Annotated in this window: 9 protein-coding genes and 1 pseudogene; 4 read left to right on the forward strand and 6 right to left on the reverse strand. The window is 54.2% G+C overall.

The annotated features are described in order from the left end of the window. Positions 1 to 700: 700 nt before the first annotated feature. Positions 701 to 2,283: pseudogene (amt, locus tag F1728_RS31660) on the forward strand (ammonium transporter); the annotation flags it as partial. Positions 2,284 to 2,358: 75 nt separating this feature from the next. Beyond that, complete coding sequence (locus tag F1728_RS31665; RefSeq protein ID WP_228030848.1) at positions 2,359 to 3,297, forward strand: ATP-binding protein; 939 nt, start codon at positions 2,359 to 2,361, stop codon at positions 3,295 to 3,297. Here the strand turns inward: F1728_RS31665 and F1728_RS14680 are convergent, their stop codons facing one another. The 6 genes from F1728_RS14680 to F1728_RS14705 all read right to left on the reverse strand — a co-directional run bounded on the left by F1728_RS14680 (position 3,298) and on the right by F1728_RS14705 (position 10,529). After that, entirely contained in the window at positions 3,298 to 3,771 is a 474-nt protein-coding gene (locus tag F1728_RS14680; RefSeq protein WP_155364744.1) for a DTW domain-containing protein, read from the reverse strand. It abuts the gene before it with no gap. A 45-nt stretch (positions 3,772 to 3,816) separates the two neighbouring features. Next, positions 3,817 to 3,996, reverse strand: coding sequence for a hypothetical protein (locus F1728_RS14685; RefSeq protein ID WP_145045622.1), 180 nt, complete (start codon positions 3,994 to 3,996; stop codon positions 3,817 to 3,819). Positions 3,997 to 4,091: 95 nt separating this feature from the next. Then, positions 4,092 to 6,341: a VWA domain-containing protein gene (locus F1728_RS14690; protein WP_155364745.1), complete on the reverse strand. Its 2,250-nt coding sequence runs from the start codon at positions 6,339 to 6,341 to the stop codon at positions 4,092 to 4,094. Positions 6,342 to 6,362: 21 nt separating this feature from the next. Further along, entirely contained in the window at positions 6,363 to 7,268 is a 906-nt protein-coding gene (locus F1728_RS14695) for a DUF58 domain-containing protein (protein ID WP_155364746.1), read from the reverse strand. Next, positions 7,225 to 8,295 carry an AAA family ATPase gene (locus F1728_RS14700; protein ID WP_155367394.1) on the reverse strand — a complete coding sequence of 357 codons (1,071 nt, stop codon included), beginning with the start codon at positions 8,293 to 8,295 and terminating at the stop codon, positions 7,225 to 7,227. Before F1728_RS14700 ends, F1728_RS14695 begins: the two co-directional genes overlap by 44 nt. A 125-nt stretch (positions 8,296 to 8,420) precedes the next feature. Continuing rightward, positions 8,421 to 10,529 carry an alpha/beta hydrolase family protein gene (locus F1728_RS14705; protein ID WP_155364747.1) on the reverse strand — a complete coding sequence of 703 codons (2,109 nt, stop codon included), beginning with the start codon at positions 10,527 to 10,529 and terminating at the stop codon, positions 8,421 to 8,423. A gap of 325 nt (positions 10,530 to 10,854) precedes the next feature. Here F1728_RS14705 and F1728_RS14710 point away from each other — a divergent pair, with 325 nt between their 5' ends. Then, positions 10,855 to 11,808 carry an AAA family ATPase gene (locus F1728_RS14710; protein WP_145193309.1) on the forward strand — a complete coding sequence of 318 codons (954 nt, stop codon included), beginning with the start codon at positions 10,855 to 10,857 and terminating at the stop codon, positions 11,806 to 11,808. Between the two features lie 290 nt (positions 11,809 to 12,098). Continuing rightward, a complete protein-coding gene (locus F1728_RS14715; protein ID WP_194242829.1) occupies positions 12,099 to 14,624 on the forward strand; it encodes a DUF255 domain-containing protein in 2,526 nt (841 codons plus the stop codon). Positions 14,625 to 14,653 lie beyond the last annotated feature (29 nt).

Here is a 14,653-nt window from a genome sequence, read left to right on the forward strand (position 1 = left end):
CCAGAAAGTGACAGAACGCGCTTTGAAACGTGGTTCCGTTGTGGCGAGGACAGCAGGCGACTTGAATCGGCAGTTCTTTCAGTCGGTGAAGGGATACGGTCAACGAACTCTATTTTAGCGGAGCTGGATTGGCTGAGTTCACAAGAGACAGACACAACGAACAGCAGCTTACAACAGTGGTGTGGCTCGAATTTTCAGTGGCGTTGATTGAGGTAAGTGGTAACAGTCGAATAATTTTCGGGTTGAGTGCCGGATAAAGTGTATCTCTGGGTCTGGATTGTTGTAGTGGTTGTGCTGATTGCGTTGCGGGAGGCAGGATGTGCGTAAGTCTTTAAAAGAGAACATTTTGGATTTGCAACTCCGATAACCGCTCGATTTTCGTCCAGATAGACAAATTGATTCCTTCACCTCCTTTCAGATACAGGGAATTACCGCACACCAGTTTTCGAAATGTGAAGCTTCTCAAAATGTGTTGCTTTAACGCCACATGTTGCGGGAACGGGACATAAACTTGATTTGACAGCAGATCTATTCGGTCGAGTTCTCTCGCCTCTGCTCTCTGATCAAACTGATGACGGCCTGTGGAAAGGTGAAAGAAACTCCCATCGAATACGTACTGACTTGAGAATGAACGACTATGGATCTCCATCAGCAAATTGACATTATCTGGATTCTGCTCTGCAGTATCTTTGTCCTGTTTATGCAGGCGGGATTCTGTTGTCTGGAATCGGGACTCTCCCGCTCGAAAAACAGTATTCACGTGGCGATTAAAAATATCGTCGACGTGAGTCTGGTGGGTGTGCTGTACTGGATTTTCGGTTTTGGTCTGATGTTTGGTACCACGACCGGCGGCCTGATTGGAACTTCACACTTCCCGTTTATCAATCCGGGAACGAATATCTTCCTGTCGGCGTTCTTTCTGTTTCAGTTGATGCTTTGTGCGACTGCAGCCACGATTGCTTCGGGAGCCTCTGCGGAACGGATGCGGTTTACCGCCTACCTGATTCTGGCGGTGGTCCTGGGGGCATCATTTATCCCGTATTCGGTCACTGGGCCTGGACGAGTCACTTTGCCGGTAAAACACCCGGCTGGCTGGAGTCTCTGGGGTTCCGGGATTTCAGTGGATCGACGGTCGTGCATTCGATCGGTGCCTGGGCGGCACTGGCTTCGATCATGATTATCGGACCGCGGACCGGTCGCTTTGACCAGGACCAGGAAAAGACAACACGCAAATTCAAAGGTCATAATCTGACGCTGGCGACGACCGGGGTGTTTATCCTCTGGATCGGCTGGTTTGGATTCAACGGCGGTAGTGAATTCGGATTCACGGCGCACGTCCCTCAGATTCTGATCAACACGTTCCTTGCATCGGCCTGCGGGGCGATCACCCTGCTCCTCTGGCAGTTCTACCAGCGGAAACAGATTGAAATTGAAAACATTTTGAACGGCCTGCTGGCGGCCCTGGTTGCCAGTAGTGCCAGCTGTGATGTTGTGTCTCCCATTGCGGCTGTGATCATTGGGATTGTCGCAGCGATCGTCATGGAAGCCGGCAGCTGGTTTCTGGAATGGCGTCGACTGGACGATACGATTGGTGTGATTCCCGTACATGGTTTTGCCGGCGTCTGGGGAACTCTGGCGGTGGCGCTGTTCATACCTGCGGAACTCTTAACTCGTTCGCGGCTGGAGCTGTTCTGTGTGCAGCTGCTGGGCTGTACGATCTGCTTTATCTGGTGCTTCTCTTTCTGCTGGGTGACCCTGCGGGTTGTCAGTAAGTTCATGCGACTGCGTGTGACGGCCGAAGAAGAAGAGATCGGTCTGAACATGGCAGAGCACGGAGCGACCACCGAGATGTACGATCTGCTCAATTCCATGGAACGGCATATCCAGGGAGATTCGGCACCGATTGAAGATCTGGACGAACACAGCGACGTCGGTTTAATTGCCCGTCAATATAACCGAGTGACCCAGGTACGGGACCAGGCCTTGAAGGAACTGGAGGTCCGCACAGACAAGCTGGAGCAGGCCCGCAGCGCGCTGGAGGTGCAGGCAGCAAGTCTGCGTCAGGCTTCGCTGGATGCGGAAGCGGCTTCCCGCGCGAAGAGTGAATTCCTGGCGAACATGAGTCACGAAATCCGTACGCCGATGACGGCGGTGCTGGGTTACACTGATGTTTTGATGGAAGAGAGCTGGGGACGCCCGGGCAGCATCAAGTTAATTGAAGTCATCAAACGCAACGGAAATTATCTGCTGGATCTGATTAACGATATTCTGGATCTCTCGAAAATCGAATCGGGAAGTCTGAATATCGAAAAGATTCCCTTCTCGCTGATCGAAAAACTGCAGGAAGTAGAGTCGCTGATGCAGGTGCGAGCCCAGCTGCAGGAAATCAGCTTTAAACTGACATTTGCAGGCAAAATTCCTAAACACATCCAGAGTGATCCCACTCGACTCAAACAGATTCTGATCAACCTCATCGGAAACGCGATCAAGTTTACTCCCGATGGGGGTCGGGTCTCGGTGGAAACATCGTGCCTGAACCCGGACTCGCCTGAGCCGTTACTGCAGTTCAAAATCATCGATACAGGTATCGGAATGAACGCGGAACAGGTTGCAGGATTGTACCAGCCTTTCGTCCAGGCCGATTCCTCCACGACTCGGAAGTTCGGAGGAACCGGACTGGGGCTGGCCATCAGTAAGCGACTGGCAAAAATGCTGGGCGGTGATCTGACCTGCCAAAGCACTCCCGATGTCGGCACGACTTTCACATTACAGATTCAGATTGGCGAATCAGAGTCTCTGGAATATTACAATGATCCCCAGGACGCGCTCGAAGCAGCTGCACACAAGCCGGCTCCCGTGATCGCGAAACCGGTGCAGGCAGCGAACCGAAGCTGTTCTGTGCTGCTGGCTGAAGATGGAGAAGATAATCAGCGGCTGATTTCCATGCTCCTCAGAAAAGAGGGTGCAGAAGTCAAGCTGGCTGAGAACGGGGAAATTGCGGTTCGCTATGCGATGCATGCACTCGAACAGGGACAGCCCTTCGATGTGATTCTGATGGACATGTCGATGCCGGTACTGGACGGATACGGTGCGACCCAAAAACTGCGAGAACAGGGATACAAGCTACCCATTATTGCTTTAACGGCTCACGCCATGAGTGGGGACCGTGAAAAGTGTATCGCAGCGGGCTGTACCGATTATGCCACCAAACCCGTCAATCGGGAGAAGCTTCGCGAGATCATCGAAACCTATCAGTCACTGACGGATTTTTCGGAGCCGGTAGAGCTCCCCTGCTGATCAGGTGGGTTCGTTCTGAACCAGTCGATCGTGATTGAGTTTCAGAAAATCATCAGCCCAGTAATACTCATCAAGCAGACCGGTCGTGTCATAACCCATCAGATGGTAGGCGATAAAAATCGCTTCAATCGTGGCGAGCCCTGCGCCTGGATCATCAAACTGTTTCGAAACCCGTGGATACGCGGTCTCCCAGACAGGCAGACTGCGAACGGGTAGTTCCTGATAATCGCCTTCCATTTTTTCCGCCAGCCGCCAGGTACCATCCAGCACCAGTAGCCCTCGGTCGGCATCGTCTCTGCTGATTTCCGGTCCTTCCATACCGAGGCGGACGTAGGTCGTCAGTTTTTCCGGTTCCTTGCGGGGAAATTTCCAGAAAATGAAATCGTCACGTTTGCGCAGCGGCTGTACCGAGCATTTACTTTTACGCTCTTTGGGATGGACAACAATGATCGTAGGGGTTTGGGCGGCGGACACGTTTTCGGATTTCAGTTGACGAGATGTTCTATTCAGTCAGCGGGCTCAGTTGCCTTCCTGAACTTTTTTGATGATTTCTTCCTGGTCGGCGATTTCTTTTTCCAGCGAGGCGACTTCCTGGGGGTCGTCCATCTGTGCCTTGGCGCCGGTCAACCGCTGACGCAGTTTCTGGATTTTCTGGCGAGCGACGTCGATCTGTTTCTTCTGTTTTTTATTCAAGCCCATGCTGTAAACGCTTTCTCTTGTTGCAGGTGACAAAAGGGAACCGGGGCGGTGAGTATATCACAAACCTGATCGGGAGAACATAGCCCCCGAACGTCTCAACTCTGAAAAAACAGGCTCAGACAGGCCAGACACATGACTGCCAGAAAAGTCAGCGCCCCCACGGAGAAGCGCCAGAGGAGCAACTGCTCGACCACGATCAGGGCCAGCACGGTCAGTAACAGGTTTTCGGCGAGCCCTCTCTGTGTGGTTCGTTCCGCGGGCAACTCCGCGGCCAGGGGGGCGAAGCTGTCTGGCCTGCGAAAATAATGCGGGGGGATTACCTGGGGGCCGATGTGGGCCAGGTCGCTTTCCAGTGGGGAGACATTCACTGCGAACAGCATTTTTTCAGCAGAAGCCACTCCCCAGTCCAGCTCGTAAATCCCGGAGAGCTGTGTCTGATCGAAGGTGATCATGCGAGATTCCGCATTCCGGTCGAGGATACTTCTTAACGGATACTCTGCCTGGTTGGGCGCCTGCATGCGGGGCGTCAATGCGAGCTGATCTTCCCGGGCCAGAATTTCCAGGGGTTGCCCGACCAGCGATTCACGGCGACTCCACTTCCCCGTCGCGACATCCAGTACGAATTCATTCATCATCGGGGGGAAGCTGGGCCAGACCGCCCAACTGCCCCAGCGACGGTCGAGTGACGTGGTGATCAGCAGGATCTTGCCCCGACCGAGCGTGCTCTCAATTACGGCGGGGTCGCCTGTGTCAAAATTCAGCACGAGTCGCGTATTCGAATTTGCCGGTACTTCGGTCTGGACGTATTCATAAATCTGGGTTGTTTCCAGACCGGCATCCGGATTCCCTTTGAAGATCTCAATCACGGGATGCTGGTACTGCAGCGGGTCGAATTCAAAGATCTTTGATTTCTGTTTCGCATCACCCTGGCGATCCAGCAGCTTGACATTCATCAGGCCGGAGCCGGATTGAAACAGGGTCTGGTTGTAGTTGTTCGCATCGACCTGCGCACCCAGGCTGACGATCAGACCACCACCGCGTTTGACATACCCTTTGAGCAGGTCGCGCTCATGGTCGGTAAACAGTGCGACATCGCTGATCACGACTGCGTCGTAGAGTTCGAGTTCGGTGTTGGCCAACTCCCCTTCACTGATCACCTGGGGCTTGATGGCTCCCTGCCAGGGTTGTTCCCGCAACGAGGGGGACAGCGCCAGCTCGAGGAAGTCGGTCGCCCGTCCCATGGCTTCGCCCGACTGTCTGCCGTTAACGAGCAGGACATTGATCTCTTTCTTGACCGGCATGACTCTCCAGCGACGGTTATCCAGGGGAAGCTGATCTTCGCCGATGCGGACTTCCAGTCGATGATCGCCGACCCGGGTAAACTTGTGAGTAAATTCGGCCTGCGTGTCGGTATTCGCGGGGAACGAAACCTGCTTCTGGTTCACCAACTGACCGTCGACATACAACTGCAGATTCACTGCCTCTCGATTCAGGGGACTGAAATTGTGCAGAGTCACGCCCAGGCGGACCGGTTGATTCAAAGTGGCGAAGACGGACGGGCTGCTGAAATCGACAATTGCCAGGTTGGGTTCATCCGCCTGTCCCACATCTTTGAGGACCAAAGTCGCTTTTTTCGAGATCGCTTCCAGCAGCGAGAGCACCCTCGCATCACCGGCTTCCCCTTCGAGGGGCGCCCAGCTTTTCGCCTGGAAATCGCTGATCACGATCACCTCTTTCTGAGCGAGTTCCTGCGCCTGGTTCAGAAACTCCAGCGCACTTTGCAGTGCCTGAGTGACGTCGCCGTATTCTTCAGTGGGTTGCAGACGACTGATTTCATCGAGTACGTAAGCCTGCTGCCGGGAGGGGCGGGAAATGAGGGTCTGGGGGGAAACGCTTGATATCTGAATCAACTGAAACGCATCGCCGGTATTCGAATCAGAAACCAGCGTCTCAGCCAGCTCTTTGGCAGAGGCGAATTTTTCCCGGCCGTCGTTCTGCCAGCGCATGCTGAAAGAAGTGTCGATCACCAGGATTCGATGTACGGGAGCCGCGGTTTCGAAGAACGCGCCTTTGACCGACCAGTAAGGCCGCGAAAAGGCGACCGCGAGCAGCAGCAGGATCAGACAGCGAACCAGCAGAATCAGCAGCTGTTCGAAACGGACCCGCCGCGAATATTTTTTCGTCGCCGCCAGCAGAAATTTCATCGCCGCCCATTCGGTCTCGATGAACTTCCGCTTGTGCAGCAGATGGATCAGCACCGGAACCCCTGCTGCCAGTAATCCCATCAGCAGCCAGGGACTGGCGAATCCGAATGCCAACAGGGGCTGCATCAAAGTCTGGGACATGAAATGAATCTTGCTGAATCCTTAAGAACCGACGCGGGACTGACGATGCGACAGGAATGCGGACAGGGCGACATCCAGCGACTGATCGGTGCGGATCAGGCTGTAATCGAGTTTCAGATCGCGACAGCCACGCTGAACGGTTTTGAGAAACTTTTCGAACTCTTCCTGGTAGGCTTTCTTCAAAGCCCGGGGTTCGACCATCTGTTCGGGCAGATTTTCCAGGCCATGAAACAGCACCGGTTCCTGGAAGGGGAAGTCCTGTTCCGCGGGATCGATCACCTGCAGCAGACTGACATCGTGTTTGCGATGCCGGAAATGTTTCAGGCCCAGCAGCACTGATTCAATGTCATCGAACAGATCGCTGATGATGATAATCAGGCTGCGGCGGTTGATGCGTTCGGCCAGTTCGTGGAAGACCTTGCCCAGGCCGGATTCACCGGCGACAGTTGTGTTTTCGAGCGTGTAATAAATCTGTTTCAGATGTGTCGGCTGACTGGCGGGTCGGAGGAAATCATTTACCTTGTCGCTGACGGTACACAATCCCGCAGCGTCCTGTTGTTTGATCACGACGTATGCCAGGGCTGCAGCGACCAGCCGACCATACTCCCACTTGGACAGAGCCGCATCCGCGGACTTGTAGCGCATCGATTCGCTGCAGTCGAGCAGCAGGTAGCAGGTGAAGTTGGTCTCGGCTTCAAACTGTTTCAGATAATAGCGGTCCGACTTGGCGTAGACTTTCCAGTCGACGTAACGCAGGTCATCCCCCACCGCGTATTCCCGGTGCTGCGCAAACTCGGCGGAGAAGCCGTGAAAGGGGCTCTTGTGGGACCCCGAAACATAGCCTTCCACAATCTGACGCGCCGCCAGGTCCAGATTCTGAACTTTAGCGAGCGTCTGCGGATCTAAATACTTGTGGTAATCGTCCATCCAGTTTTTCCTGCGAGGAATCGACGGGGATGAGTTCAATCAGGCGATCGACGATTTTATCGGGAGACATCCCGTCGGCTTCCGCATTGAAATTGGTGATGATACGATGCCGGAGTACCGGATGTGCAACCGCACGCACATCGTCGGTGCTCACATACAGTCTACCATGCAGAATCGCCCGGGCTTTGGCACCCAGGACCAGGTTCTGACTGGCGCGGGGGCCGGCACCCCAGCTGACATATTCGCGAATGAAATCGGGAATGTCTGCCGCCCGGGCATCATCGGTGGCAATGATACGCGTCATGCGGGCGAACTGCATTGCATACCGGATCACATGATCGGCTACGGGAACGCGACGGACCAGCGACTGAAAAGAAAGCAGCTCATCCAGTTCGAGAATTTTTTTAATCGCGTAAGATTCATCCGAGGTTGTCTGCCTGACGATGGCAAACTCTTCTTCTTCGGTGGGATACTCGACCTTGATTTCAAACATGAACCGGTCGAGCTGTGCTTCAGGCAGCGGATAGGTGCCTTCCTGTTCGATCGGGTTTTGTGTCGCGAGCACAAAAAACGGAACCGGCAGTTTGTGTTTACGTCCCCCCGCGGTGACCTGATGCTCCTGCATCGCTTCCAGCAGGGCTGCCTGCGTTTTGGGAGGCGTACGGTTGATCTCGTCAGCGAGAACCACGTTGGCAAACACGGGGCCTGCCAGGAATTTGAAATCGCGGTTGCCGGTGATTTTGTCTTCCTGAATCACGTCGGTCCCGGTGATGTCGGCGGGCATCAGGTCGGGTGTGAACTGCACGCGGTTGAACGAGAGGTTCAGTGTGTCAGCCAGGGTGTGGACGATGAGTGTCTTAGCCAGCCCCGGAACTCCTACCAGCAGACAATGTCCGCCTGCCAGCAGCGAGATCATCAACTCCTCGACGACCTTGTGCTGGCCAATCACGACGTGGTTCACTTCCTTTAGAAGTCGTTCGTAGGCCTGGTGTAATTTTTCGACGGCTTCCAGATCGGAAGCTTCCATCGGAGGATCGCTGCTCACAGTGTTGTCAGTTTCCTGTATCGGAGAAAGAAATGACGCCCGCCTGAATACGTACCTCTATTGTGGCGGGCACTCAGGTGAAGATGCAAGGCTGTTTAGCCGTCTTCTCAGCTGTCAGCACCTTTTGCTCCCCAGGGAGCGATCTGCGTCAAACCTTTATTGCGCTTGAGGTCAGCATAGCATTCCGGCAGATCGAAGCTCGTCAATACATTCGGCACCAGCGTCGATAAGGGCCAGTGATAATGCTCCGTTTCGGCGACATCACTGAAGGATGTCAGGGCATTTTTCAGTGTGACCTGCTTGACGTGAGGTGAAAACAGGGCAGCGAAGGTCGCCGGCAGAGCGCCCCAGCCCCGACCAATCAGATGTACGTCGGTATGCCCGTTGGCAGCGAGCCAGTCGAGGACACGCAGGGCGTCAAACGTTTTCTGGCCGAGATAGGGATCGTCCAGCATCACAGAGTGAGCAGCGTAGAAGTAGTCGCTACCGTAAGGCGTGAAGAAGGAATTCGGGTTGGTGGTATCGGGCAGCGATTCCCCGATTCCCCGTACATCGCAGGTGTAGAGCACGCGTTCTTTATCCTGACTGGCGGTCTTCAGCAGCGGTTCTTCCTTGAGTTCAGCATCGGCCGAGACGTGCGAGAGGTAGAGCGTCGCTTTTTTGCTGGCATTCTGAGGCGGTCGCGAATAGAGGCGCTCGTCGGAGACCCGATACACGACAGCCTGGATTCCCGGTTCCGTTTCGACCGCGTAAGTGATCGCATACCTCGCGGGATAACCTTTGCCGCCGCGATTGCGCAGAATGCGGTAATCGGGAGTGCCCTCGATGTGCTTCAGTCTGAGTGTTTCCGCGACAGCGGACTGCAGGGCGGCACCCGATTTGGTTTTACGCTGCTTTGCCAGTTCCCGCGAGCGCTCGGCAGTGAATTCATGAATGGGTTTCGAGCCGAGATCGGCGACAGAGCCTTTGGGGGTGCACCAGAGTGTCTCATCTTTTTCGATAGTCAGCTTGGGCTCTTTGTCTTCATCCGAAATGCCGGTGGCTTTGTTGAACCATTCATACATGGCTTCCCGGTTTTCCTGTGAGTAGCCGTGATAAGTTGGACCGACGAAATGCGAGACATTGTCTTCATGGCCCAGCAGTTTGTAGAGCCGTTTGAGTCGCAGGTAGGCTTCGCGTGCCCCGCGGACATCAAAATAATCCCGCTCTTTACTGAGGATCCGCACCGGGTTGGGTGCCTGGGCTGCCAGGAAGTCCGCATGATCCAGTTCCAGCGCCAGCACTTTCGGCGGACACTGTTCGGTATCTGCAGGAAGTTCATTCTCCATGTTGCGGCGGAAAGTGGTCACGAAGCAGCTGGGAGCCGCCATCGTCCACCGTGGTTCTACACCACACAACCAGGTGGTCATCGTTCCGCCACCCGAGTTTCCGGTCACACCGACCTGCTTGGGGTCGACCTCTTTGCGTGTCAGCAGATAATCCAGGGCACGCACGCCATCCCAGGCACGCCACATCGAGAGATTTTCACCGACGAGAAACTGCTGATTACCACCGTGCAGATGCTCACGGACGCCGACGCCGATTGTGGATTTCAGATCATCGCCGCTGTACTGTATACGTTCGCCCTGTCCGATGGGATCGTAAATCAGAACGACATATCCTTTGCGGGCCAGCCCCTGGGAGAAGGACTGGTAGGCGGTTTCCGCTTTGCCGTTGTGGGAGTGTCCACAGGTTCCGACGACGCCGGGCACAGGTTTGGTGATACCCTTGGGGATGTAAAGATTCGCCGTCACCAGAAATCCGGGGCGACTTTCGAAAATGATGTTTTCAATTGTGTAGGTATCGCGATCGGTGGTTTTCGTGACCTTCGCATTCAGCGGAGTCCGCTCTGGTTCGGGCCCGAATGCTTCGCGAATTCGTTTCTGGACCGATTCCACGTAGGCTTCCGCGTCGGCTTTGGTCTTCAAAGCGTCCAGCCGTGCGATGGTTTTGGCTTCCTGTTCCCGAACGCGGTCCACAAAGTATTCCTGGACCATGCGGGGAAAGCGATTCAGGGCCGGGCGGCTCTGGTCTGCTGAGGCGGGGGCTGCTGCCAGTTCCTGGATGACCAGATTTTCGAGCAGGCTCAAGCCGGTGACTGTGACACATCCTGTTTGCAGAAAATTTCGTCGTGAGAGAGAGAACGTGTCGTCCGTCGACGGTTTTGAGGCCGGCATAATATTATTAATCCTTTAAAACAATGAATGCAGATACGATGATTCGATGAATCTGGCAATCGAGCTGAACAAAGTTGAACAGCTCCTCCGTTCATTGCTGTTTGTTAACAAAATTTGTTTTTCTTTACAATCGGCTTCTCTATAATGAATCTGACTCCGGGAGTTGTACAGAAAATTTTTAATGGTTTTTTAGAATTCCCCTCCCTGCGGGATGCGGTTGGACTATCGGTTGAAAACCGCTCGGGAATTCAGTAAAGCTGAACATATAAAAACGTATGTGCTCTCCGTTGCTACCGCAGCTTTGCCTATCAGAAATGGATCTTTAATGGAAGTTCGCTCCCAGCAGGAAACTGCCAGTCTGGTTAAGACGCTTCACGATAACATCTCCAGTGTGCTCATTGGAAAACCAGAAGTGGTTCAACTGGCAATCGTCACCCTGCTCGCGGAGGGCCATGTTTTGATTGAAGATGCACCCGGCGTGGGTAAAACCTCGCTGGCCAAGGCAATTGCCAAAAGTCTCGACTGCGACTACAAACGCGTGCAATTCACGCCGGACATGCTGCCTTCGGATATTCTGGGTTCGAATGTCTTCCTCCCCAGTCTGGGCGAATTCGAATTTCGCAAAGGTCCCATCTTTACCAATGTGCTGCTGGCCGATGAAATCAACCGCACGCCTCCCCGTACACAAAGTGCGTTGCTCGAAGCGATGAACGAGGGGCAGGTCAGTGTGGAAGGGCAGACGATTACCCTGGATCCTCCGTTTTTTGTACTGGCCACGCAGAACCCGTTCGAATTTGAAGGCACCTATCCCCTGCCCGAAAACCAGCTCGACCGATTCATGATGTGTATCGAGATCGGTTATCCCGAACGTGCCATCGAGCGGGAAGTACTGATCCAGCACCGGAATGGCGAACCGGTCAACACGCTGGATTCCGTTGTCTCGCTGAAGCAGTTACGCGAGATGCAGGAAGCCGTACGGAATGTCCGCGTCGATGATGCACTGACGGACTATATTCTGGAAATTGTCGAAGTCACACGCAATCATCCGGAACTGACGCTGGGAGTCAGTACCCGCGGTGCGATCACGTTTTCCCAGGCGGCCCAGAGTCTTGCCTTTACGGAAGGACGGGACTATGTCATTCCGGATGACATTAAGAAGTTAGCAGTTCCCGTTTTAGCGCATCGTGTGATCACCCGCTCGCTGGTCCGCGAAAGTCAGCGGACACGCGCCACGGAAATTATCCGTCAGATTCTGCAGAAGGTGTCGGTTCCCAATTAAAAGTTAAAATAGGTGATCCTGATATCCTGATGAACCGCCTGAACGTATCGATTTTTGGACGTTCTGCTATTATTAAATAGTCGTCTGCCGTCGGATTGGATAAGATACGTGTACCCCACCATCCGAACAACCGACTTTCGAAGAAACGATTGCAGCCCCCTTATAACAACAGGGCACCGAATCTTCTGCCTGCCCCTGGAGGAATAAAAATGGATTGGAACCCTACATCATTGAGGCGGTACGCCCTGATTCTCTGTCTGCTCGTCATCAGCACATCCGGGAGCCCTCGCATGTTATCTGCCAGCGAAGAGAAGCCGCAGGAACCAAAACAGGAAGCGAAGTCTGCACCCCAGGAAAAGCAGTTTACGAACCGGCTGGCCAAAGAGACCAGCCCTTACCTGTTGCTGCATCAGCACAACCCGGTGGACTGGTATCCCTGGGGGCCCGAAGCCTTCGAAAAGGCGAAGCAGGAAAACAAGGTGATCTTCCTCTCGGTCGGCTACAGCAGCTGTTACTGGTGCCACGTGATGGAGCGGCTCGTTTTTGAAGATCCCAAAATCGCGAAATACATGAACGAGAACTTTGTGAATATCAAAGTCGATCGTGAAGAACGCCCCGACATCGATGATATCTACATGACATCACTCTCTGTCTATTTTCATCTCATCGGTGCCCCTTCCGGCGGAGGCTGGCCGCTGTCGATGTTCCTCACCCCCGATCGTGAACCTTTTGCCGGTGGCACTTATTTTCCACCCACCGATCAGGGAGGCCAGATGAGTTTCCCCCGCGTGCTGCAGAAAGTGAATCAGCTCTGGGGAGATAACAAAGAACAGGTCCAGCAGAGCGCGACAATCATCGCTAAAGAAGTCGCCCGCCTGCAGAAGGAAGAAGGAGCTAAGGAAGCGATTCCCCTGGAAAACCGGCTGGTCATCGCGGGGGTTCGTTCAATCAATGCCAGTTACGATTCCGAATATGGCGGGATCGATTTTTCGGAAGTGACTCCCAACGCTCCCAAGTTTCCCACGTCTTCGAAACTGGTTCTGCTGCAGTACGATATTCAGGCAGCCGAACAGAACCCGACGGCAGCGGAATCGGCGAAGGTGCTGTATCACACACTGGACGCGATGGCCAACGGCGGGATTTACGATCACCTCGGCGGCGGATTTCATCGCTACAGTACCGATCGCTACTGGCACGTACCCCACTTCGAAAAAATGCTCTATGATAACGGTCAGCTGGCCGGTCTCTATGCCCGCGCTTTCGAGCAGACGGGTAAGCCGCAGTACAAACAGGTCTCTGAAGGGATCGTCGATTTCGTGCTGCGTGAGCTGACCGATCCGCAGGGCGGTTTTTATTCCGCTCTGGATGCAGAGACGGATGGCGTCGAAGGCGAACACTATGCCTGGTCGCAGGAAGAACTGAAAACCATTCTGGGAGATGACTACCCGCTCTTCGCCGAATTTTACGGATTGAATGAGCCCGTCCGCTTCGATCATGGCTATGTGCTGCACCGCGTCACCACGCTGGAGAAGCTCGCCGAAAAACACAACACTGGTGCAGACGAACTGGCTTCACAGTTGGCCGTGTCGCGTCAGAAATTACACGCCGTTCGTCAACAGCGCAAGCCGCTGCTCAAGGATGATAAAATCCTGACCAGCTGGAATGGTCTGATGATTGAAGGCATGGCGACCGCAGGTCGTGTGTTGAAACGACCCGATTATACCGCCGCTGCAGAAAAAGCAGCGCAGTTCATTCTCGATCAGATGCGCGATAAAGAGGGACACCTCTATCGCAGCTACCGTGGTGGCGAAGCCCGTCTCAACGCTTACCTGGATGATTATGCATTTTTCACACAGGGACTGCTGGCATTGCACCAGGCAACCGGCAAACAGCAGTGGCTGGACGAAGCCCGCAAGTTGACCGATCTGCAGATTACTCTCTTCTGGGATCAGAAAGAGCACGGCTTCTTTTTCACCACCCACGACCATGAGCAACTGATTGCCCGCACGAAAAACGCATACGATGCTGCCATCCCTTCCGGCAACAGCATCAGTGCCCGTAACCTGATTCAGCTTTCCGAGCTGACAGGGGAAGCCCGCTATCGCCAGCACGCCGATGAGACACTGCAGCTGTTTGGTCGAGTGATTAAACGCTACCCGAATCGCTGTGCCCAGCTCGTCCAGGCGGTAGGAGAATATCTGCAGACACCCGCTGATCAGAAGCAGTCTGCAGTTTCCCTTTCGACAGGCGTATTCGAAGAGCTCGTAGAAGCACCGGATCAACTGGTCTCGGTCAATCCGGGGCTCGAACTGCTGGCTGCAGCCGGACTGGGACAGACCGGACAGCAGAAAAAACTGGTGAAAGCCAACGCCTATCTCTCGGTCGACAAACTGCCCGCTGGCAAGAAGTGCAAGGTGGCGATTGTGCTGACCATCGAGGATGGCTGGCACATCAATCAGAATCCATCCAGCCCCGATTTCCTGGTACCAACGACCTTCAGTATCAAGTCGGCCCAGAACATCAAACTGACCGACATCAAATATCCGGCTGGTCATAAATTCGAAGTGGCAGGCTTCGACGAACCGCTGCTGGTCTACGAAAAGCAGGCCATCATTCGGGGAACGCTGGAAATTCCTCCCTCTGCAGCCGGGAAAGAGGAAGCACTTGAACTGAATATCAAATATCAGGCCTGTAACGATCAGACCTGTATCCGACCGACGACGGTCAGCCTCAAAGGCAAGTTCAAGGTTGCCGCTTCCGGAGAAACTGTCCGGCAGGTAAATCAGAAATGGTTTAAAACCGAATCAGGCAACTGAAAAACTTCTGCTCCAGCAAATCAAAGCGC

Source organism: Gimesia benthica, assembly GCF_009720525.1.
Classification (GTDB): Bacteria; Planctomycetota; Planctomycetia; order Planctomycetales; family Planctomycetaceae; genus Gimesia; species Gimesia benthica.